The sequence below is a fragment of the Laceyella tengchongensis genome, assembly GCF_900182735.1.
GTDB lineage: Bacteria > Bacillota > Bacilli > Thermoactinomycetales > Thermoactinomycetaceae > Laceyella > Laceyella tengchongensis.
Map to the genome: position 1 here is coordinate 263020 of NZ_FXTU01000003.1, position 21134 is coordinate 284153.

Consider the following 21134-nt stretch of genomic DNA (forward strand, 5'->3'; position numbering starts at 1 on the left):
TCTTTTGTGATATTAGCTGAGCCTTAGTATGAAGACAAGACTTCTCAATGAATATAAAATACTAATTGAATATTAATCAGGAGGTTGATTTGATTTTGAAACAACTATTAAAAACACTTGTTGTTGTTCTAGTCTTGGGCTTAGTGTTAACGCCAAGTACTACATTTGGAAGTTCTAGTGAATTAAATGAAAAAATCGAGTTGGCTACATTTATAAAAAACAACGAAAAAAAAATTAGAGAGCGAATGGATCATCTTAAAATTAAAAAAAATATCCAAAACAAATTAATTGATAAGATGAAGAGCGGTGAATTGCCAGACTCAGAAAAGCCTCATGACATAGAAATAGATATAAAACCTAATGAAATAAAATCAATTACCTATCCAGATGGTTCAGTAGAAACATTTTCTTTTATCGATGTTAATGAGGGCGCTTTAGAAAAATGCGGATCAGGATATTGCACCTATGATAGAACAGTTGCAAGAGAGGGTCTACTGACTAGTGGAAAATTTAAATGTAGATATACAAATGTTCAAAAGGCTTATGATAAAATAGATAGTGTGTGGGACCCTTATGTAAGCGGAAAAGGCGGCGTTGCCACGCGGACAGATTTTGGCATTAAGAAAAAAAGAGAGGATAGCTCTAGTTGGGCAAGAGCTATACTTGAATGGAAGTTTGATGCAGTCGGTGGTACAGGTAGCATTACACATCTTTTAAGGATATTTGTAGGTGGAGATACCTATAAGATTTCTTACCAAAATGGTTAATGAGTCTTTTGAAGTGAGTTGAACTTAATGACACTAAATGAATTGACTTTAATGTTGTTTGTAATCGGTTTTTTTACAGTTATCTATTTGGTTTATAGAAAAACAAAGAATAAATAATGACTGTTTGAGGAATCCTATTAAGATTCCTCTTTTTTCATTATAATCGTCGCAACAAGTCTATCTCTTTAACCATTATATATTCAACATTCCATCCATCCTAACCCAGCCTTTATCTGGTGAATTAGGTGAACCAAATGAGCAACTCGAAAATTGAAGAGACCGTAATAATCATCCATAGACTGATCATAGAAGGGAAATATGTAACCAGGCTGCGATTGCTAGCTTAACGCGTATTTTCCGAAGAATTCGGAATAAGGCCCTACAATTCAAACAGCGCTCATTCACCTTCAATTAGACAATCTCATTGATTATTGTGCATCGCAGCGAAATTTTTGTCCGCACCCTTGCACCCAAGAGGTAGCAGAACCGTAAAAACAATGGACTTGATTTGCATCAAGTCGGTTCTTTCATCCATTCCATGCGTGCGTCTGGTCGAGATGTCCTCATTCACTATCTGGAACCTTCCTCTATCTGCCCTGCTGACGAAGAAATTGGGGCAAAGCTCAACATACCGAAAAAGCAGCGATCACGACAAAATAAATCATGTTTGAATACTACCACATTATCGCCAGCGCTTTATTACATGGCAATAATCGTATGAAAGTGATAATCAACGTAATGACCCAGAAGGTAAGAAAGGGAAATTGAGTTTTAGCTGTTTGTGATACATTTCAGTGAACCGTTTGCGCTCTGGTACATCATCTCTTCCTTACACTCGGTAAAGTTATTTGGAATCCTATCCATCGCCATATCGGTAACATTCCTTGCCATTCATAGTTTCCTACAGCAAAACGCGATAAGCAAATGATTTCTTAGCCAAAGTAGACAAAAAACATGAGAAAGTGAGCATGTCTACTTGAGCCATTTGTGACGCATTGAAGTAAATACACATTTGTCTTCTTATTACTTCCCTCTTAGGAAGTTTCTTTAATGCCATCAAATCGAATGAACACCTTTTTAAAACACACAAAATAGAAATCATATCCCTTTGGTAATCTAAATGTGAAATAAGGTATGATGAATGCAAGTTTGTTAAAGCAGTAATGGAAATACATGGTTGTTAGGTCTCGTTTTGATTGTCTGGTTGATGGTTAGAATGACCCTCATTCTTAAATGGCTAATCAATGGACCTTGGAGTGAATTCTAGCGAAATCAGAAAACGAGTCCCTAAGTCGATGCTTTGTTTGCGAATGCAATCATTGGGTTCATGACGGTAAAGCATTAGCAACCTACATGATCAACCGGCAGAAGATCATGGTGATGGCCAAAATGATAATGATGAGACGCAGAAGCTAATGATGAAGCAGTTGGAAATTCAGGAGCAGCAAGCGAGGAGTACACTGAGAGATCATGTGTATTAGTAGAGGGTAAAGTTTTACATGTATAGGTTAGATAATATGGACAAAGTTTTATATGATTTTGCATATTGTATGGAATTATAAAAAATATGTTACTTATGATGAACAAACATAAGAACTAAGAAAACACCTCATATCATTTATAAAACCATGATAAAGAAATATCCTATTGCTTCAAAGCGAGTACAAGACATATTATTTTTTTCATATACGACTGTAAAAATGCCAGTATAGCTTTATCTCAATATCTGGATAAAGATACTCAATACATCGATCATATTGAACAGATCCATGATTACAAATTAACATTGAAAGAAGACGAAGAAATCATCCGAGATATGAATTAAATCTACAACAATAAAAAATTATTACTTGACGAAAACATTAACAGGGAGGCTAGAAAGCCCATCAAATTTTCTCATCTTTGCCAGTGATCAACACTCTCTCCTCCAATGCTTTGGGGTACTTTATTATGGTTTCTTTCGTTCAGGGATAACCAATAAACAGAACAATGCCCTATCTGGTGAGAAAAAGATAATTTTATTGTTATTTATTCCCACTCCTGATCTTCAGTAAGTTTTCCTGTTTCAAAAAAGTGTTTCACTGCTTTAATCATATCCTTATACTCAACAAGATATCGTTTGGGTATATCCGTGCCTACCTTTTGCACAGTAATGTTTATGTACTCTTCATCCATCTCTGGAAGAATTAACCAGTTCTTCACTGTAACCATCATCATAATAGGATAAATAATATAGTCTCACTCCGTTGTATTCGTCTCCCCCTGCAACCATCAAATCTCCAGCCTGATCGGATAATAAAGAAGTATTATCAAGGTTGTATCCATCCAATTGATCCAAGATGGAATGAACCTGATCCCAACTTGGATTTGACATAACTTCTTTTTCTCCTGGCTTTAAAATGCAAAGCTTCCATTGATTCATATTTACACCCCTTTATTACTGAAGATTACGATCATTTTACATACTGATCCCCTCTACCTTTTAAATAATGAGCAACCATGTTTTAACTGACTTCCAGTCATCATCGTCATCATCCAGATGCTGTATGGGAATATGCATTCTTCTTCGTTCCAATGGTATTAGCTACCATCGATTCATTGACTTTACGGTAAAAGAAACAAATGGAGGTGGCTCGTTTCCCTCCGTAAAAAAGAACCATTTGGCAAATTGCATAAATATGGTCTTTAACACTAAACCGTGCATACAAATCAATCATTTACAACATTATGAGAGTTAGATGATCGCTATCCTACCTAAATAAATTTTAAAAGGGCTTATGGTCTGATACCAAGAGCCCTTTTTTGTGTTGATGCCCTATTTTCGAATCCTTTCTCAGCTAATTGATCATGTTGACCACTTAACTCTTTCCTCTCCCTTTGTATGGTTTGCTTCAAAACATCAATTATTTACCCTTCAGCCGTCGCCACAGATAGCGCCATTGCACTTGTGGAAGATGAGATGTATTTCTTTGATTCGAGCTGGAACGAATCAAGCTAGAAATGAAACGCAAGGGTTTCAATTCTCTCGATGAGATGTATTTCTTTGATTCCAAGGCTTTTATATCCAGGGATGGCCATGTTTTATCCCTCCCGTTTCAATTCTCTCGATGAGATGTATTTCTTTGATTCGCAATGGGTGATCATTAGCGAGGAAGGGAGCTGGGTTTCAATTCTCTCGATGAGATGTATTTCTTTGATTCCGAAATTGCCGCCCTCAATGTAGAAGATATTGAATTCGTTTCAATTCTCTCGATGAGATGTATTTCTTTGATTCTTGTTGGGTGAAGACTACCTCATCAACCGCAAGACCGTTTCAATTCTCTCGATGAGATGTATTTCTTTGATTCTGAAACGCTATCAAGTGAAAGCGGAGTTTTACCACCGTTTCAATTCTCTCGATGAGATGTATTTCTTTGATTCGAAGGTTAAAAGCGTAAAGGTGCCGGTATAAAGCGAAGTTTCAATTCTCTCGATGAGATGTATTTCTTTGATTCTACGCGGGCCACGCTCCGTCATTGATGAGATTGCTGTTTCAATTCTCTCGATGAGATGTATTTCTTTGATTCGGCGTACGTCGAAATGCTTGTCTTCAAACATTTATCACCCCCTTTTGCGAACACCTCCCTAAAAAAGGATAGAATTGCCCAATCACCTGTCGTATAAATACGACTCTAAATCCCCAAAGCCCTTTATTCATAAGGCATTAAGGATTTCCGACGACCCCCTGGCTTTTTTCCGAAGCATTGGGTGTTCGCAAAATGGCTTTATCATGCGGAATTAATTTGACTTGCCCCATCCCCCAGGCTGTTTTATAGCCAAACCCCATTATCGAACCATAGAATGCTAACTTCCAAAGCCACTTCTGATCCTCAAGAGGCAATTTATTTGTATTTAAAGTCATTTTCCCCAAAAACCCGATAGCTTGAAATTTTTCAAAGTCGACGACCACGGTTTTGAAAGAAGCATAATTAATTTTGATGGTCCGAATCATGGAGTATGGAAAGTCAATGTTGCCTGTATGCGTAATTTTTAAAGCGCTCAAAAACAAAAGGGTAGGATCTGGCAAAGGGTAGTAATTGCCGGATTGATAAAAAGTGGTTGGAGAAATAAAATGCAACGTAAATTTCGTCGCAAACCTTTGCATGATTTCTTCATCCGAATAACTGATCAACTGAACCTCCTGAACCACGCCTTTCCAATCGATCAAATCAATCTGTTCTTGAACCAAAAAATGCTGTTGCATACATTGAATAAATGCTTTACTTGGGCTTTGAATATGCAATTCATCATTCTCAATCAATAGATGAGCAGAAAATATTTGACGTTCCTTCCGATCATGAATCATCTGGGAAAGCACCGGATCGGTGTTTTGAATCGCTTTTAAAATATAGCCATGCAATCTTCGACCCAAAACACCTCGGTCCAATTTCTTCCCATATGGCTTCAAAAAGATGCGCAACCGATACATGCCCTATCTCCTTACAAAATATGATCACTTTCCTTGACACCTTCTCCAGAGGATTCACCTTTGTAACATGTTTTCCCCTGGCAAGAATGACACAAATGATATATACATAGAGAATCTTCTTCTTTGTCCAACAAAGCAAACAATCGATGCTCGAGTTCAATCCAACGCTTTTCATCGCACTCTATCTCAAACAACGAATACTGAACCCATCTGCCATAATCTTTCAATATCTTAAATATCTTATTACGTCGTCTATCATTCATGATATCATAACTAATTACTCGTTTCATGATATTCCCCCTATTTAGCCAAGAACGGGTAGTATTCCTCCAGCTCTCCCTTTACACACTTAGCCAGTAGAACGGCTTGTTTATGTAATATTTCACGATAGGTATATTTTTTCTCTAAAAACGAATGATACACGCTATCTTTTCTTCGTTTATCAAACTCTTGTAAAAATCTTTTACGGGCGGCTTTTTTCAAGCGCGGTTCACCTTGATCAAGTTGAAAATCATTCACCTGAATGATTCCTTGGTTTATCAGTTTCACAACCAAATTATCTACAAGCATGCACCGAAATTCCTCCATCATGTCTAATGCCAACGACTCTCGGCCATACCGCTCCCGATGCAAAAAACCAATATAAGGATCTAATCCCGCCGCGCGGAGGGCTCCACTTATTTCGGCTCTTAAAAGCGCATAACCATAATTAAGCATCGCATTGATAGGATCCTTGGCCGGTCGACGGCTTCTACCGTGAAACGGAAAGTCCTCTTTCTGAATAAGAAGAGGAAAAGCCTCAAAATACTGCCGAGCAGCCATGCCTTCAATTCCACGGAGATGATTTAAATCGCTTGCTGTTAAGCATTGTTTCATAGCTATTTTTAGGCTTTGGATCGGTTGGTCCAAATGAAGCTTTCGTCGTCTGGCATAGCGTTGCAAGCTTGTCCGCGTATTTTTTAGCTTAGCCATCACCATATTTCTTGCGATGTGCAAGCTTCTTTCTTCTGAAAGATGCATTTCTACCTGTGCAACTCGCAAGCGAACATTTTTATTGTCTGGGCCAATAAATCTCCCCGCCACGTCATATCCATCAAAATAAACAACATCAATCCCCTTCTCAGCCAACATCATTAACGCATCTGTAGTCAATGTGGACGAAGAATGGATGAAAAACCGTGTAAAATCTTGCACCCTTAATTCTTTTAGAAGCACCTGATTTTTAAAGACTTTCAGACGCTCGGATTCTTTTCGTACAAAGCAATATGGCTCTGTTAAATAAAACGTTCCCACCGAATTTTCCCCCTTAATTGCCTCCGTTCACGAGGTAAGCAATAATCGACTAAGCTACATTTGCAACATTTTTTCCAATCGTCTATACCAGCAGGAGGATTGTCAGATAAGTATAATTCTCGGATGATTCCAATAACCTCTATGGTACGTCTTCTGATCTCCTCATCGAAAATCACTTTCTTGCGTTGATTTGACCCATAAAAGAAGAGATAACCAACATCAACCGGCTTTCGCAAATACTCCTCTAAGGCTAATGCTTGAGCACAAACTTGAAGCACATTGTTCTCCCAGCCGGCAGCTTTTCCCCTTTTATACTCCACCGGATAAATTTGCCCCTGTTCTTCTTCTATGAGATCGCACCGAATAGACAATCCATATTTCTCAGAATAGAGGAAAACGGACCGATAACATTCCCGTTCTCCCCTTGTTTCCCTGCCGACTTGATCCACATATTCATGCAACAACTTTCCATGCATTGTATAAACATTATGGTAAAAGGTCTTCTCAACATATTCGTAATAACACCGCCGTGGACAAAATACATATGCGTTGATCGCATGCCCTTCTACCGTCGGATTTTCCATCACAGCACCTCACTTCGCACACGTTCCATGATACTCCATAGCTGAAACGCCTCCGAATTAAAAGCGATACTCCAATCTGCACTTTGTTTCTTTGCAGGATATATACGAAACATCGGTGGTAAACGAAGTAGATCACTTAATTCCCATATAGAAAGATTCACCATATATGCAACCCAAGACTTTTTTTCTGCGAAATGGAACAATTGCTTTAAATCTTGATTTAACCAAGGATCTTCTGGTGCTTCCAAACTCAATCGATCAATCCGAACCACCTGGCCTTTATGCTTGGATACAGATGATCGCAATTTCCAATGTAATCTTGCAGGTTTTTCCCGGATGCCCATCGCGACCGCATATCCTAAAACGTAATCATTTTGAAGAGTTGCCAGATGATCCTCTCTCTCGACTCCCCTAAATCGCTCTTTTACTTTCGCAATCATTTCCTCTTTGGTAATAAAGCGAACCACTCGTCTTCGGAGTACAAACCAAAAATCATATTTCTTTAATGGGGCTTCAGGTATTGATTCATCCCAAAACCATACGTCTGGATAAAATGTTTCAAGATGCTCTGGATCTATACGCCGGCTTTTCAACCTGAACAAATGACTCTCCAATGTATTTTGCCCACGGAAACTTATGACCGGTTCCAAAATTTTTTCTTGTTTCAACTGTTCATAACGATTGCATTGGCTTTCAAATCCTTCTCCATAAAGTAGTTCAATGGTTTGCTTTATATTAGCCAATATTGGATTCTCATTCTTTTCAAGCTGGTGCTTAGCTATTAGATGATAGTGGTGCACTAAGTTCATGCCGCCCACTTTATGGATATAAGGTAGAAAATCTTGATAATATTGATACGATTGCATGATTAAATCTTTTAACTCACTATGGGTTACCTGTGCGGAAATTTGGTTGTTTATCCTTTCAGCGACATATGGGGGAACATAAGCCCAAACATGCAATGGCGGATTGGGTTTAGAACAACTACCGCGACCAATTCTTCCTAACCGTTGCATAAAGCTCCCCGCACTCCTCGATTCAAAAATAAGAAAATCCTTATGCATGTCTCCTTGGAAATCAACCCCTACCTCTACCGTGGCTGTAGCCACTGTGATTTGTTTACCTAATTCAATCTCGCTCTTTTGGCGGTCAGACAATCCGTGAACCTCTCCTACCTCATATCCTTTCTCCCTCAATTGACTTGCCAGCATTTGTGCTTCATGAATTGAATCAAGAATCACAAGGCCCTTGGCCTTTGGGTATTGGAATAAATATTCTTCTACTTCGCCCCAATTCTCCAATATCTTCTCAGCCGTTTGCCATTGGCGAAGATTACTTGACTTCACTTGCAATTGCAACGGCTCCAAATACGTTCTTTTAGAGAAAAGAGGGGGCTTGGTTGCGTCCAACCATTCCTTTACTTTATCCTGTACCCTCCAAATCTCGATTCCCAAATTTCTCGCTAAAGCAAAAAACTCATTTCGCGGTGTCGCCGAGGAGAGCAAAAAGGCAAAGGGTTTATATGGAGCAACAGAAACTAGCAGAGCCATCCATTGCAACAAAAAATTCATCTGAGCCACATGATACAGATGAAACTCATCAAAAATTTGCAATTGAAACTCAAGTAATTGATAAAAAAGAGCTGGTTGCTCCCCTTTTTAACCTCTTTTGCCTTTACCTTGTTTGCTATTGGAGAACGGATCAATACCTTTTTCACCTCTAATAATCGATCCAAACGATAATGTTTGATTCTCTGCTTTTTAATCTCCTCTCCAGAAGGTGTCGTTGCTTTTCCAATAATATAAAAATTATTTTTGCAATAATATACCATATACGGATCAAAGTATCTTATCGCTTTTTTATAACGAAATCGTATAATTTGATTGTACAAAATCGCATCAAAAACCTCATTTAATGCTTGATAAAAATGAATTCGCTCCTTTGGGTAACCAAATTGTTTAATTCGATAAAACTTAGACCAACTTTTCATCCTCTCAATATCCTGCTTAGGCAACACAGAACAGGCATGTTGAAACAGCAACTTATACGCTTCTTGTCCTTCATTCAACAACAATGGTTCAACCTGCTTGAGTGCTAAGAAAAGATATAACCTAACCTTCGGACTCAGGTTCACAATGCCTCTTGAAAAGTTACCCTCGTATTTCCCGTGATATCTGGAGATATACTCCCTTTGATTTGGTGTATTTAGCTTTTCTCTCAAATAATCGATATCGTTGCGGACTTGTTTATCACTGACTCCATAACGCAATGCCGTCTCCTTAATTTTATATGGTCCAGGATCAAGTAATAATTCTGCAAGCATAGCAAATAGCCGCTCTCGATATTTAACATGCTTTTTCAATTGATCATTCACCTCAACTAAAACAAAAAATCTCTCTTATGAGAGATCAAGTTACGTTTCCATTCTCTCGATGAGATGTATTTCATTGATTCGGAAGACACTAGCGGTTCTGCAATGTCTCTCCGGGTTTCAATTCTCTTGATGAGATGTATTTCTTTGATTCCGGATCGTCAGAGTCGAGGGGCCGGACTACAGATTGTTTCAATTCTCTTGATGAGATGTATTTCTTTGATTCGTTTGGATATTGCGATACCGAGAGGCTGGAAGTGGTTTCAATTCTCTTGATGAGATGTATTTCTTTGATTCCACTGTTCCGTCGTAACGAGTCACCAGCTCTTTGATCTGTTTCAATTCTCTTGATGAGATGTATTTCTTTGATTCTATGCGATATTGCTTAGTGCATTGTAAGCGCAACTGTTTCAATTCTCTTGATGAGATGATTCGGCCCTGATCCGTCCGGGGTAAATGGGCTTAAATTCGTTTCAATTCTCTTGATGAGATGTATTTCTTTGATTCCCTGAGTGAGTGGGAGGAGCAGGAACGAACGAAGGCTGTTTCAATTCTCTTGATGAGATGTATTTCTTTGATTCACCTCCCAAGTTTCTTGGAACATATCACATACAAAGTTTCAATTCTCTTGATGAGATGTATTTCTTTGATTCAGGCGAGGGGCTACCCCTTAGATGTATGTGTAGATGGTTTCAATTCTCTTGATGAGATGTATTTCTTTGATTCCGGTGCGCTTCATAACCGGTGATCCGTTCCAATGTGATGTTTCAATTCTCTTGATGAGATGTATTTCTTTGATTCTCGAAGGGGCGGATTGTCCGGGTTGAAGGGCCTGATGTTTCAATTCTCTTGATGAGATGTATTTCTTTGATTCCCTGTCAGGAACAAGAACGGCTGATGAAGCGATTCGTTTCAATTCTCTTGATGAGATGTATTTCTTTGATTCATCCTAAAGCAGATCCTCGGAAAGCTGAATGACATGGGTTTCAATTCTCTTGATGAGATGTATTTCTTTGATTCAATTCAAATCCGACCGCGCTCGGGAATTTCGCTAAAGTTTCAATTCTCTTGATGAGATGTATTTCTTTGATTCACTGTGATGTCTGTGTTCGCGGGTTTTGTTTCTATCGTTTCAATTCTCTTGATGAGATGTATTTCTTTGATTCGGTCTTTGACTTCGCTGATCCGCAGGCCCGCTTTTGTTTCAATTCTCTTGATGAGATGTATTTCTTTGATTCGGCGTTTGCCGAAGCGCTTGTCCTTCAGCCATGATTATTCCCTTTTGCGAACACCTCCCTAAAAAAGAATATAAATGCTCCTAACATGTCCGATAAAATACGTCTCAAAATCCCCAAACCCCTTTATTCATAAAGTATTAAGGATTTCCGACGACCCCCTGGCTTTTTTCCGAAGCATGGGGTGTTCGCAAAATTTGGTCGCGCCATCTATTATTTATAATAGCATAATTAATCGCTTGTTTCATGATATTGACCTTATTCGGTGAAATTACATTCTAAAATAATAAAACGCTAGATTTGTACTAGGGCTTGTCTGATGAATAAGCCAGCGACACACCCTAATCAAAATGAACAAGGTTGGAGCTTAAATGTATGAAGACAACATTACAATAAATCCCCTTATCTGGTTAATTTGTAGAATAACTTAGCTTATGCGCTAGATGTCTAAGTTCTCAATATAATGGAGGAAAATATAAGTGATAAGGTGTTGAAGAGGGCAAAAAACGCCCTCTTTCAAATATCTGACAACAACTCTTCCATTTCGGACGCCCCCCTAATACCGCTCTTCTTAAAATGAGGAATAGCACTAGAAAGATCACGTGGTAAGCACACCTCTTTTATTTCAGGAGGGCATGATATAGCAAAAAAGCATTATTATTGCGCGAATGGGAAATTAGTTATGAAGTAGACAGGTATCTTGCCTTTGCTACTACGCTACGGGGCGTAATGGGAGGCTTGAGGGGCGCAGATCAATACGAGCTGGGGGCACGTTCACCATTTGACGTTTTGAATGGTTTCTGAAGTTTCTCACGGATGAAGAATGCATGGAGCTTAAAGTAACACATTTACTATCACATCTATTAATTAACTAATACGTATCGATATCAATGTATATTACACTCTGTCAGATTCTTCACGATGGGTATCACTCCGGACAACATGCTTTGGTAGAATACATGATCTATCTCACACCAAAAATATCAAAACTTCTTCCAGCAATGATCTTTTTCCCATCGTCAAGCTCCAGTTCAAGCACATCCCACATAGGAATGACGATTTCCTTACCATTGGTTGCCAACAAGGATACCCTTTGTATATTGGTCTCTGGAAAAAGACGCACATAGCATGTCACTTCAACATCTTTCCTCCCGTACATCCCCTTCCACTGTTTTTCATGGCAATCGACTTCTATTTCGGGACGTTGTTGTAATTTATTAATAAACGACGTAACTTGATTTGCCTGCCCTTTAATTTGAACTTTTAGCAAAATCTCCACCACCCTTTATCTAAATTACTTGACTATTTGGACAAGAAGATTTAATATGCACGATGAACCTAGTAATAGTATGATTTAGATTTCGGAATATTAGAACAAACTGAATAGTTGTATTTTATCGTGGTACTCACACTAACTGGTTTGAATGAGAGGGTTGTAAGATGATGAAATACCATTACGGATTAACGATTCGTGAAGGTAGAGAGAAATTAAAAATGACACAGACACAGCTGGCTGAAAAATGGCCGCAAGCTGGTGGGGGAACTGGTGTGAGTGTAAATTATGTATCTGATGTGGAGCGAGGTATAAAGCATATCTCCGATCCCCAAACACTTCGCCGATTATGTCGTATATTGCAAATCCCACTTTGGAAAATGGGGCTTTCTGATTACGATCCATTCAATCCGAGTACAAAACATCCTAATAGTAATCAGGAGAACGCTAATCATAATGAAAACAACGGCATAGTTAAACTTACGGACTCGCCGTTTGACCGTATATTGGACTATAAAAATTGTCTTGTTGAAGCAAAAGGAGATTGCTTTATCTCAGGAACTTCGATGATCCACTTAACCGATGATTCAAGTGATATCTTGCAAGCGAAACTGGCGACCGGCAATATATACTTGCTAATCCTGAATCCCGATTGGATCGAAAGAAATGCTTCTATCCTCACTTTCATAGAAGATGATGAATACAGACAAGAATTCCACCACGAAATCCGCAATTCCATTCGCAAACTCAATCAACTTCGCAAATCTTTACCCCTGGATCTCATTTCTCGCTTAAAGATTAAAACCTATAGTACCGTTTTCCCATACATTGTCACAGGATTCGACGATGGCGAAACCGGAAAACTGGTATTTGAGATAACCGATTATATTCCTGAAAAAAAACGACCCCGTTTTACACTGCACAAACTTAAAGGCAAGCACACATTATTCGAACAGGTAAAGAATAAATTTTTTTCCATTTGGAATAACCAATCTATTAGCAAGGAGATTTAAGCAATGAACAAAGAGCTTTACTTTAAGTATCAGTGGAGATATAAAAAAGAGGACTTAAAATTTTGTCCTCGATGTGGCAACCGCTTTTCCTTGGAAGACCTACACATTCCCAACCAACCTCAACTCCTTTGCCATCATTGTCAATTCGTCTTTTATTTAGATCCAAAGCTAGTTGTGGTGGCAGTGGTTTTAAACAAAGAAAGAAATAAAGTATTGCTTCTTCAAAGAAATGAAGAACCGGGTAAAGGCTTATGGGCATTTCCTGGAGGGCATGTTGAGCGAGGACAAGATCTGTTTGAAGCAATAGGAAATGAGGTAAAAGAAGAAACGGGCCTTACTGTAAAAATTGATGGAATCATCAACACCTGTTCTTCTGCCGAAGAAGGTCTTGTCCAATTAACCTACGAAGCGATTGCCTATCATGAAGAAGTGATTGTGAACATCGAAAGCAAAAAAGGTTATTTTTTCCGCTTTGATGAAATTCCTTGGAATCAGCTCGCTTTTCCCTCTACCGAAAAGCTTTTGCGCTTGTATACAGAAAAGTACGGGTAATTCGACTAGAAGCTTATTATCTCACCTTCAAAAATGTTAAAAGGGCCTTCAGTTTGATACCGAAAGCCCTTTTCGATGAATCTACAATGCGGTAATTCGTTCCGGGAGAACCACTATACCTACACCCATGAATCAAGCACCTTTTTGTGTAATTGATTGACTTTCACTCTGGAAACGCTTCCTGCCTTTGATGCTCCCCCTATTAAAACACACTACGTACTAATCCTCCATCTATTCGCAATGCAGACCCATTAATAGCTGAGGAAAGAGGACTGCTTAAAAAGGTGACGAAATGTGCAATTTCTTCTGGTCGAATAAGCCTTTGAATCAGGGAAGTTGGTCGATTCTCTTTCATAAATCGCTTTTCCGCTTCCTCCATCGTCAAGTTCTCATCAGGATAAAGGGTATTTAACATCGTTTCTACCCCTTCTGTTAACGTGGAACCCGGCATCACCGTATTAACCGTCACATTTGTTCCTTTCGTCAGCTCAGCCAAGCTGCGGGAGAGCGAGAGCTGCATCGTTTTGGTCGCACTATAGTGAGCCATTTCTTGAGAAGGCATGATCGCTGCTTCGCTAGCGATAAAAATGACTCTGCCTTCTTTTTTTTGAATCATTTGTTTTAGGTACCAGCGAGAGAGTCGAACCCCGCTCATGATGTTGACTTCAAACAGCTTAAACCAATCTTCATCTGGGATATCAAAATATTCTACAGGCTCAAAGATTCCCAGGTTGTTAATTAGAATATCTACTTCTGAGTACTTTTCAATCACCTGTTGGCATCCTTGTTCGGTTCCAAGATCCGCGACTACAGACCGAAGGGTGGCGTCAGGATACTTTGCTTGAATTTCTTTAATTGTTTGGTCCACTTTTTCTTCACGTCGTCCATTAATTAACACAGTGGCGCCTTCTGCTGCCAACGACATGGCGATTGCCTTTCCAATGCCTGCAGTAGACCCAGTAACCAGTGCCGTTTTTCCTTCCAAATACAGATGCATGCAGAGCCCCCTCCCGATTTCAAGTTTTAGGCCATTAACTTATGTAGTGACGTTGATATTGTTATGAACATGAACCACTCTTCTTTAAACAGAAGGTAAGAGGAGTGATTCACATCGCAAAAGGATATAGACGAAACAGACGCCTATATCCTTTTGCAACTTATTAAAAGTCGAAGTTATCCGGATCTGGACCCACTCGTTTATTCTGATTCAAGCCATCAATTCGCTCCATCTCTTCTTTCGTTAACGCAAAATCAAACACCTGGGCGTTTTCAGCAATTCGATGTGCTTTCGTCGATTTGGGAATGGTCACGACGCCGTTTTGCAAGTCCCAACGCAAAATGACTTGCGCAGGTGACTTACCATATTTATTTCCGATTTCTTTTAAAACCTGATGATCTAGCAATTGGCCTTGCATCAATGGAGACCAAGCTTCCAGCTGAATCCCGTATTCACGACAAAACGCCTTCAGGTCTTTTTGAGTCAAGCGCGGATGATATTCCACTTGGTTCACCATCGGTTTGATTTCTGCATCTTCCATCAAGTCTTCGAGGTGATGGATGTGAAAATTGCTTACCCCAATCGCTTTGACTCGCCCTTCTTTGTAAAGCGTCTCCAACGCTCTCCATGCCTCTTTATATTTGCCTTCTACAGGCCAATGAATGAGGTATAAATCTAGATACTCTAAGCCAAGTTTATTTAAGCTCGCTCCATAAGCTTTTATGGTGGATTCATACCCTAAATCGGAATTCCAAACTTTTGATGTCACAAACAACTCTTCTCTAGAAATGCCAGTTTCTTTGATCCCTTCACGAATTCCTTGTCCGACTCCGGCTTCGTTTTCGTAAATGGCTGCTGTATCAATACTGCGATAACCATATTGAATCGCTGTTTTTACGGCATGAACCAATTCAGGGCCTTCTTCCACTTTAAATACCCCGATGCCAAACCAGGGCATTTTCACACCGTTATGCAAAGTGGTGGTATCTTGTAAGTTTTTCGCTGTCATATATTTTCCTCCCGTTGGTAAATTGATTGGTTCTATCTTAAATGTCAACGCAGTGTCCATCACCTCCTTTCATATCACTCGTGGATACAGGGTAGCAATTCTCCTTTTTTATTCGGAAAAAACCTGTCTACCTACCCTGGCTTGATCTTTTTGCTCCAACGCGCGACTCCACCCTGTCAGGATCACAGCACCTAGAACCATCAATGCCCCGATCCAGGCCGTATGAATCAGTCCAACAGAATCTGTGATGATGCCACCCAAGTATGAGCCTATGGCAATTCCGGCGTTAAATGCGGCAATATTGATAGCAGAAGCCACATCTACCGCACTTGGTACAAAGCGCTCAGCTAGCATCACGACATACACTTGCAGTCCTGGCACATTCATAAAAGCAAAAATCCCCATCAAGATGATCGTGATCAATCCAGCAACCTTATATGGCGCAGTAAAGGTTAAGATGAAAAGCACAATTGCTTGCATAGTAAACATATAGAATAACGCGGTAATTGGCTTGCGATTGGCCACTTTCCCGCCAATGATGTTGCCGATGGCAATGGCAACGCCATACATAAGCAGAATGGCGGCAACGGTTCCCTCTTCGAATCCTGTAATATCTTGGAGCAATGGAGATAAATAGGTAAATACTACAAACGTCCCTCCATACCCTAAAGCAGTAATGACAAATGAGAGTAATAAGCGACCATTTGTAACCAGTTTGAACTGATCACGGAATGTTGTGCGCGCGCCTTTTGGCAAGTCAGATGGAACAAGGGTACTGTTGGCTATAAAGGCAATCACACCAACTGCCACAATCGCTATAAAGGCAAACCTCCAGCCAAATTGCTGTCCAATAAATGTACCAAAAGGTACGCCGGTAACGGTTGCCACAGTAAGTCCAGTAAACATAATGGAAATCGCACTAGCTCTACGATCTTCTGGCACTAAATTAGCTGCGATCGTCGAGCCGATGGACATAAATACACCATGTGAAAACGCAGATAGGACACGCGCAACAAGTAATATGCCAATACTTGTCGCACTAGCAGCAATTGTATTACCAACAATAAAAACAGCCATAATAGAAAGCAATAACGATTTGCGCGACATGCTCGATGTCACCGATGTTAGAATGGGCGCTCCAAATGTGACCCCTAATGCATATAAAGAAACGGTTAACCCGGCAGTTGTTACAGAAATTTGCAAATCTTGAGCGATAAGCGGTAATAATCCCACACTGATGAATTCTGTGGTCCCAATCGCAAATGCACTGACTGCCAATGCCAGCAGTGCCAATGTACTTCGTTTTTTATCTAAAGTCATTTTTTCTCCTCCTGACAATGGACTGATTGCATGGTTCATCTGCTAGCAGACGATATAAATGAAAAGCATGGTTAATATCAGCCGGCGAATGTTATTATGAGATATATGAATCATAATGAGAAGTACGCACTTATAAGTTCGATAGATACCTAGAAGTTTCGTAGGCACTTTTTTGTTCCTATGAATGAGGAGGAAGCATATGCAGAAAAAGAAATACAATATCTCGGTTGAAGCAACATTGGAAGTAATAGGGGGAAAATGGAAATGCGTTATCCTTTGCCATCTGACTCGCGGCAAAAAACGTACAAGTGAATTAAAACGTCTGATCCCCAACATCACTCAAAAAATGTTAACCCAACAGTTACGCGAATTAGAGAAAGATGGGGTTATTAATCGCATTGTTCATAATCAAGTACCACCCAAAGTGGAATATGAGCTGAGCGAATATGGATGGAGTTTGAAAGGAATTTTAGACGCTTTGTGTGAGTGGGGGGAAAAACATATCACCAGAGTATACGGTGATAAATTTGCTGTATTAGAGGAGAACGTATTAAATGAAAAATTGAAGTAACATACAATAAACAGATTGAAGTATTTCATAAAACCCCTGTGTCCCCAGACAAAGGATAAAAACATTTATTTTTGTTTTTTTTACAGCAACTTTTGAAACGATGCTTAATTACGCCCAATCACTCCCAGCCAGGGGCAAAAGAAATAAACAGAAAATTGGGCGCCGGCAATATGGGCCGCTTTACACAAAAAAGCATGTGTTACACCGGTACACACATGCTTTTTTTGCACTTATCATCTATCTCTAATCCGATAAGCCTTATTCCATTTTTTTGTTTACTTTTCTACAAGCCCAATGAACAAAAAACTTTTTTCACTCCGCTAGTAAGCAATCGAGTATTAGATTACATCGTATTATCGGTTTTCATTATCTAGTTTTTATCAGGAGATTCATGGCTTCCTTCAGCAATTTTGTCGTATCTGCATTTTGACCTTTTTCCAATTCCTTGCGAAGGCACTGTTCCAAGTTATTAGTGAGAATATACGCAATCGATCGATCCACAGCTGAACGAATCGCGGATAATTGCGATACAACATCCTTACAATCTTTATCCTCATCCATCATGCGCAATACTCCTCGCACCTGTCCTTCAATCCGGCGTAAACGTACTTTCACATCGTCATCATATGTCATTAGTCTATCCCCCTTCTTTTCAGAACATGATTTCACCTTGGAGATGAATCACTTGCTAGCCCCTGAGTTTGCACAATTGTTTAATCCCGCGCATATGCCCTCATTGCATTTGTCTTTAACATCATACCCCGATTCATGAGGAAAAATAAAGAATCCTCTCCAATAATACGATATTGCCAATGAAAAACCTATTCATGATCATTCCCCCACATAGAAAAATCCCCCGAACGCTTGGGGGAATTAAAAGAGATCCAACCAAATTTTAATAGATGTCGTTACAATTAACACAGCCAAAATCACTTGTAACATTTTGGTGTTTACTTTTTTCCCAACCATTGCCCCGATTGGAGAAGCGATCACGCTAGCAACTACCATAATGATAGACGGCAAGAAAAGAACCTGACCTGTCAAGATTTTGCCCACAGTTGAACCAATGGAAGAAATGAATGTAATGGCGAGCGAGGTAGCTATGGTCATCCGAGTTGGGATTTTCAAAACGACAAGCATAATCGGAACCAAAATAAAGGCACCTGCTGCCCCTACGATCCCAGAAGCACCCCCTACGATAAAAGCTGCGACGGCAGCTAGTGCGGGATTAAAGGTTACTTGATTGAGTGGAATATCATCCAGTCCTTTATTGGGCACAAACATCAGGAGCGCGGCAATCGTAGCCAGTATCGCATAAACAAGGTTGATTATCTCTTCACTGAGCAACTTGGAACCATATCCACCGATAAAACTACCAATCAAAATACTAATTCCCATATATATAATGAGAGACCTGTTTAGATAGCCGCCTTTACGATAAGCGAAAACGCCACTAATCGTTGCGAAAAATACCTGTATGGCGCTAATCCCAGACACTTCATGGGTAGTAAAAGCAACAAACCCCCACAAAGGAGGGATGTATAGGAGCAACGGATATTTAATGATAGAGCCCCCAATCCCTACCATCCCCGATATGAAAGAACCAATAAAACCAATCATAAAAAGGAGCAAGATAAACTCTATATTCATATCTGAACACTACTTTCTTAGATAAACAAGTTAATGTTCGCCTCATTTGCCTCCGCAAGATATGACGCTACTCCGGCATACTCGAGTCCGTCAATCAACTCTTCTTTCTTAATTCCCAATACGTCCATGGACATGGTGCATGCGACCATTTTTATATCCAACTCTTTTGCCATTTCAATGAGCTCTTTTAAAGTCGTGATATTTTTCTTCTTCATGGTGTATTTCATCATTTTCGCGCCCAAGCCACCGAAGTTCATTTTAGAAATCCCAAGCTTTTCTGGACCTCGGGGAAGCATTTTAGCAAACATTTTGTCCATGAATGATTTTTGTAAAGGGACATACTGCTCTTTACGAAGAATGTTTAATCCCCAAAAGGTAAAAAACATGGTTACTTGGTTTCCCATCGCAGCAGATCCCGTTGCAATGATAAAACTGGCAATTGCCTTATCCAAATCGCCACTAAACACAACCAACGTCGATTTATTATTTTCCATATTCATCTCTCTCCCATTTCGATGATATGAATCGTGATGATCTCCTCCAATCTTTTCTTCATGAATATAATGAAGGAGATCATCTTTGAATCACTTATCCTTTTTGAATCCAGAATTTATAAACACCGTTCTCCTCGCTTTGTTCCTTTACTAGATGCCCAGCTGTTTTAGCCCATGCAGGAATATCATTTGTAGCTCCTGAATCGGTCGTATGAAGTTCCAGAACTTGTCCTGATTTTAATTCATCCATCGCCTTTTTGGCACGAACAACGGGCATCGGGCAAGAAAGCCCTTTTGCATCTAATACTTTATCTCCATTCATTGATAAATCACCTCCTTGGTAATCAACCGTGATGAACAGCACAACGGTTTGGACCAATTTCTAATTCTGTTGCTTTATCTGAAGTTACCTTAATCACACCTCGATTAATATCTACAATCTCCTCATAATTCGGTGGTGTTGCACCTACAGTCCCTGCCACTTTTTCAGTAAATTGTTCGCGATTTTCCGTACGCATGATTTCGTTACTTCTTCTGATCTCTCCTAAAGTAGCCCCCACAAAACCCTTCTCATTGATCTCTTGAATGTCGGCATAATGAGCGGGTAATACAATGATATCTTCTGGAAGGAGAGCAATTTTCTTAAAGACGGTCTCGTACAGGGATTGCGCCCACTCTTTCGCTTTTCCTCCAAGATCTGGTCTTCCCAACCCCCCCACAAAAAGGGTATCCCCCGAAAGCAAATACTTATCGTTAATCAGAAAAGACACGCTTCCTGGCGTATGGCCAGGGGTTGGGATAGTTAAAATTTTGACCCGTACAGCCCCAAAGCGAATTTCAGTATGCTCTTCCAAGGGCTCAAACGACATATCCGCACCTTGCATTTCACTCGAAGAAATGTAGTAACGGGCACCTGTTTGATTTGCCAATGCTTGACCGCCTGATATATGGTCTGCATGTAAATGGGTATCCATGATATGCACAATATTGGCGTTTTCCTTTTCCGCAAGACTTGTGTATTCTTCAATATGCCGGTTCGGATCTACAATCATTGCTTCACCTTCGGAAACAACCATATAAGATAGGCAACCTTTTGCCAAACGGTTGATTTGAAACAATTTCATATCTCCATCATCAGCGACCGTAACTGGATGATAAAATTGGCTCCACTCCAACATCCCTTTTTCCAAATAGCTCGCTTTGTACCCTTTCTCATCCAGAAGCTCAGCGACTATCAAAGCAGAGCCACCTTTCGCACATATGACGATGATCTCAGCATCCTTCGGAAGATCTTTGTAGGTGGTCTCATTTTCATCAAGAAATTCAAAGTAAGGGATATTGACAGATTGAATATTTTTCCCTTCGATTTTCCAATCGTTGTAATCGTCCTGGTTTCGAACATCAAGAAGCAATACGGGTTGTCCACTGTCAATTTTGTCATGTAACTGTTTGGCGTTCATTTTAGTAACAGCCATCGTTCAAAATCCCCTTTCTTTTTTATTAGAATCTGAGAGTAACATCAGCGTCTTGGGCAAAG

Annotated in this window: 20 protein-coding genes and 3 CRISPR repeat arrays; of the genes, 4 read left to right on the forward strand and 16 right to left on the reverse strand. The window is 39.7% G+C overall.

Features of this window, described 5'->3' with window-relative positions; translation table 11 throughout:
- The first annotated feature begins 89 nt into the window (after nucleotides 1–89).
- Nucleotides 90–767 carry a hypothetical protein gene (locus QQZ12_RS08275; RefSeq protein WP_284724251.1) on the forward strand — a complete coding sequence of 226 codons (678 nt, stop codon included), beginning with the start codon at nucleotides 90–92 and terminating at the stop codon, nucleotides 765–767.
- A 2167-nt stretch (nucleotides 768–2934) separates the two neighbouring features.
- Here the strand turns inward: QQZ12_RS08275 and QQZ12_RS08280 are convergent.
- The 8 genes from QQZ12_RS08280 to QQZ12_RS08315 all read right to left on the reverse strand — a co-directional run bounded on the left by QQZ12_RS08280 (nucleotide 2935) and on the right by QQZ12_RS08315 (nucleotide 11988).
- Nucleotides 2935–3189: a hypothetical protein gene (locus QQZ12_RS08280; RefSeq protein WP_284724252.1), complete on the reverse strand. Its 255-nt coding sequence runs from the start codon at nucleotides 3187–3189 to the stop codon at nucleotides 2935–2937.
- A gap of 591 nt (nucleotides 3190–3780) precedes the next feature.
- Nucleotides 3781–4333: direct repeats of the CRISPR family, unit length 37 nt; unit sequence GTTTCAATTCTCTCGATGAGATGTATTTCTTTGATTC.
- A 137-nt stretch (nucleotides 4334–4470) separates the two neighbouring features.
- Entirely contained in the window at nucleotides 4471–5226 is a 756-nt protein-coding gene (gene cas6, locus QQZ12_RS08285; RefSeq protein ID WP_284724253.1) for a CRISPR system precrRNA processing endoribonuclease RAMP protein Cas6, read from the reverse strand.
- Between the two features lie 20 nt (nucleotides 5227–5246).
- Nucleotides 5247–5525 (reverse strand): CRISPR-associated endonuclease Cas2, encoded by a 279-nt coding sequence (gene cas2, locus QQZ12_RS08290; protein WP_284724254.1) that lies wholly within the window; start codon nucleotides 5523–5525, stop codon nucleotides 5247–5249.
- Nucleotides 5526–5535: 10 nt separating this feature from the next.
- Entirely contained in the window at nucleotides 5536–6528 is a 993-nt protein-coding gene (cas1, locus tag QQZ12_RS08295) for a CRISPR-associated endonuclease Cas1 (RefSeq protein WP_284724255.1), read from the reverse strand.
- The gene (cas4, locus tag QQZ12_RS08300) at nucleotides 6510–7112 is read right to left on the reverse strand and encodes a CRISPR-associated protein Cas4 (RefSeq protein ID WP_102992371.1); all 603 of its coding nucleotides are present in this window, start codon (nucleotides 7110–7112) and stop codon (nucleotides 6510–6512) included. The genes cas1 and cas4 overlap by 19 nt, the downstream gene beginning before the upstream one ends.
- Nucleotides 7112–8725, reverse strand: coding sequence for a type I-D CRISPR-associated helicase Cas3' (gene cas3, locus QQZ12_RS08305; RefSeq protein WP_284724256.1), 1614 nt, complete (start codon nucleotides 8723–8725; stop codon nucleotides 7112–7114). The genes cas4 and cas3 overlap by 1 nt, the downstream gene beginning before the upstream one ends.
- Nucleotides 8680–9474 carry a helix-turn-helix transcriptional regulator gene (locus QQZ12_RS08310; protein WP_284724257.1) on the reverse strand — a complete coding sequence of 265 codons (795 nt, stop codon included), beginning with the start codon at nucleotides 9472–9474 and terminating at the stop codon, nucleotides 8680–8682. Before QQZ12_RS08310 ends, cas3 begins: the two co-directional genes overlap by 46 nt.
- 55 nt (nucleotides 9475–9529) lie before the next feature.
- Nucleotides 9530–9856: a CRISPR direct-repeat array (repeat unit 37 nt; unit sequence GTTTCAATTCTCTTGATGAGATGTATTTCTTTGATTC).
- A gap of 97 nt (nucleotides 9857–9953) precedes the next feature.
- A CRISPR array of direct repeats spans nucleotides 9954–10721; the repeat unit is 37 nt; unit sequence GTTTCAATTCTCTTGATGAGATGTATTTCTTTGATTC.
- 961 nt (nucleotides 10722–11682) lie between these two features.
- Nucleotides 11683–11988, reverse strand: coding sequence for a hypothetical protein (locus tag QQZ12_RS08315; RefSeq protein WP_102992366.1), 306 nt, complete (start codon nucleotides 11986–11988; stop codon nucleotides 11683–11685).
- A gap of 170 nt (nucleotides 11989–12158) precedes the next feature.
- On the opposite strand from QQZ12_RS08315, the gene QQZ12_RS08320 reads away from it, so the two are divergent.
- Both QQZ12_RS08320 and QQZ12_RS08325 read left to right on the forward strand, forming a co-directional pair.
- The gene (locus QQZ12_RS08320) at nucleotides 12159–13004 is read left to right on the forward strand and encodes a helix-turn-helix domain-containing protein (protein WP_106342376.1); all 846 of its coding nucleotides are present in this window, start codon (nucleotides 12159–12161) and stop codon (nucleotides 13002–13004) included.
- A 3-nt stretch (nucleotides 13005–13007) separates the two neighbouring features.
- Nucleotides 13008–13556: an NUDIX hydrolase gene (locus tag QQZ12_RS08325; protein ID WP_022738929.1), complete on the forward strand. Its 549-nt coding sequence runs from the start codon at nucleotides 13008–13010 to the stop codon at nucleotides 13554–13556.
- Between the two features lie 202 nt (nucleotides 13557–13758).
- On the opposite strand, the gene QQZ12_RS08330 is transcribed toward QQZ12_RS08325, so the two are convergent.
- The 3 genes from QQZ12_RS08330 to QQZ12_RS08340 all read right to left on the reverse strand — a co-directional run bounded on the left by QQZ12_RS08330 (nucleotide 13759) and on the right by QQZ12_RS08340 (nucleotide 16882).
- Nucleotides 13759–14553 (reverse strand): SDR family NAD(P)-dependent oxidoreductase, encoded by a 795-nt coding sequence (locus tag QQZ12_RS08330; protein ID WP_102992364.1) that lies wholly within the window; start codon nucleotides 14551–14553, stop codon nucleotides 13759–13761.
- Between the two features lie 163 nt (nucleotides 14554–14716).
- On the reverse strand, nucleotides 14717–15562 hold the full coding sequence (locus QQZ12_RS08335) for an aldo/keto reductase (protein WP_284724258.1): 846 nt from the start codon (nucleotides 15560–15562) through the stop codon (nucleotides 14717–14719).
- 108 nt (nucleotides 15563–15670) lie between these two features.
- Nucleotides 15671–16882, reverse strand: a complete 1212-nt coding sequence (locus QQZ12_RS08340; protein ID WP_102992362.1) for an MFS transporter — start codon at nucleotides 16880–16882, stop codon at nucleotides 15671–15673.
- A 199-nt stretch (nucleotides 16883–17081) separates the two neighbouring features.
- On the opposite strand from QQZ12_RS08340, the gene QQZ12_RS08345 reads away from it, so the two are divergent.
- Nucleotides 17082–17453 (forward strand): winged helix-turn-helix transcriptional regulator, encoded by a 372-nt coding sequence (locus tag QQZ12_RS08345; protein ID WP_022738045.1) that lies wholly within the window; start codon nucleotides 17082–17084, stop codon nucleotides 17451–17453.
- A 366-nt stretch (nucleotides 17454–17819) separates the two neighbouring features.
- Here QQZ12_RS08345 and QQZ12_RS08350 read toward each other — a convergent pair whose 3' ends face one another.
- The 5 genes from QQZ12_RS08350 to QQZ12_RS08370 all read right to left on the reverse strand — a co-directional run bounded on the left by QQZ12_RS08350 (nucleotide 17820) and on the right by QQZ12_RS08370 (nucleotide 21072).
- Entirely contained in the window at nucleotides 17820–18086 is a 267-nt protein-coding gene (locus tag QQZ12_RS08350) for a metal-sensitive transcriptional regulator (protein ID WP_029072062.1), read from the reverse strand.
- Nucleotides 18087–18326: 240 nt separating this feature from the next.
- Nucleotides 18327–19103: a sulfite exporter TauE/SafE family protein gene (locus QQZ12_RS08355; protein WP_284724259.1), complete on the reverse strand. Its 777-nt coding sequence runs from the start codon at nucleotides 19101–19103 to the stop codon at nucleotides 18327–18329.
- A gap of 17 nt (nucleotides 19104–19120) precedes the next feature.
- Complete coding sequence (locus QQZ12_RS08360; protein WP_022738049.1) at nucleotides 19121–19597, reverse strand: DsrE/DsrF/DrsH-like family protein; 477 nt, start codon at nucleotides 19595–19597, stop codon at nucleotides 19121–19123.
- 94 nt (nucleotides 19598–19691) lie between these two features.
- Nucleotides 19692–19919, reverse strand: a complete 228-nt coding sequence (locus tag QQZ12_RS08365) for a sulfurtransferase TusA family protein (protein ID WP_022738050.1) — start codon at nucleotides 19917–19919, stop codon at nucleotides 19692–19694.
- Nucleotides 19920–19941: 22 nt separating this feature from the next.
- Nucleotides 19942–21072 carry an MBL fold metallo-hydrolase gene (locus QQZ12_RS08370; protein ID WP_284724260.1) on the reverse strand — a complete coding sequence of 377 codons (1131 nt, stop codon included), beginning with the start codon at nucleotides 21070–21072 and terminating at the stop codon, nucleotides 19942–19944.
- Between the last annotated feature and the right edge of the window lie 62 nt (nucleotides 21073–21134).

What these genes read in the sequence shown, in the direction of transcription:
- QQZ12_RS08370 (WP_284724260.1), bottom strand. Translation starts at nt 21,072, where the DNA reads ATGGCTGTTACTAAAATGAACGCCAAACAGTTACATGACAAAATTGAC.
- QQZ12_RS08280 (WP_284724252.1), bottom strand. Translation starts at nt 3,189, where the DNA reads ATGAATCAATGGAAGCTTTGCATTTTAAAGCCAGGAGAAAAAGAAGTT.
- QQZ12_RS08355 (WP_284724259.1), bottom strand. Translation starts at nt 19,103, where the DNA reads ATGAATATAGAGTTTATCTTGCTCCTTTTTATGATTGGTTTTATTGGT.
- QQZ12_RS08350 (WP_029072062.1), bottom strand. Translation starts at nt 18,086, where the DNA reads ATGACATATGATGACGATGTGAAAGTACGTTTACGCCGGATTGAAGGA.
- QQZ12_RS08340 (WP_102992362.1), bottom strand. Translation starts at nt 16,882, where the DNA reads ATGACTTTAGATAAAAAACGAAGTACATTGGCACTGCTGGCATTGGCA.
- QQZ12_RS08365 (WP_022738050.1), bottom strand. Translation starts at nt 19,919, where the DNA reads ATGAATGGAGATAAAGTATTAGATGCAAAAGGGCTTTCTTGCCCGATG.
- QQZ12_RS08360 (WP_022738049.1), bottom strand. Translation starts at nt 19,597, where the DNA reads ATGGAAAATAATAAATCGACGTTGGTTGTGTTTAGTGGCGATTTGGAT.
- cas2 (WP_284724254.1), bottom strand. Translation starts at nt 5,525, where the DNA reads ATGAAACGAGTAATTAGTTATGATATCATGAATGATAGACGACGTAAT.
- QQZ12_RS08345 (WP_022738045.1), top strand. Translation starts at nt 17,082, where the DNA reads ATGCAGAAAAAGAAATACAATATCTCGGTTGAAGCAACATTGGAAGTA.
- QQZ12_RS08320 (WP_106342376.1), top strand. Translation starts at nt 12,159, where the DNA reads ATGATGAAATACCATTACGGATTAACGATTCGTGAAGGTAGAGAGAAA.
- QQZ12_RS08330 (WP_102992364.1), bottom strand. Translation starts at nt 14,553, where the DNA reads ATGCATCTGTATTTGGAAGGAAAAACGGCACTGGTTACTGGGTCTACT.
- QQZ12_RS08325 (WP_022738929.1), top strand. Translation starts at nt 13,008, where the DNA reads ATGAACAAAGAGCTTTACTTTAAGTATCAGTGGAGATATAAAAAAGAG.
- QQZ12_RS08335 (WP_284724258.1), bottom strand. Translation starts at nt 15,562, where the DNA reads ATGACAGCGAAAAACTTACAAGATACCACCACTTTGCATAACGGTGTG.
- cas4 (WP_102992371.1), bottom strand. Translation starts at nt 7,112, where the DNA reads ATGGAAAATCCGACGGTAGAAGGGCATGCGATCAACGCATATGTATTT.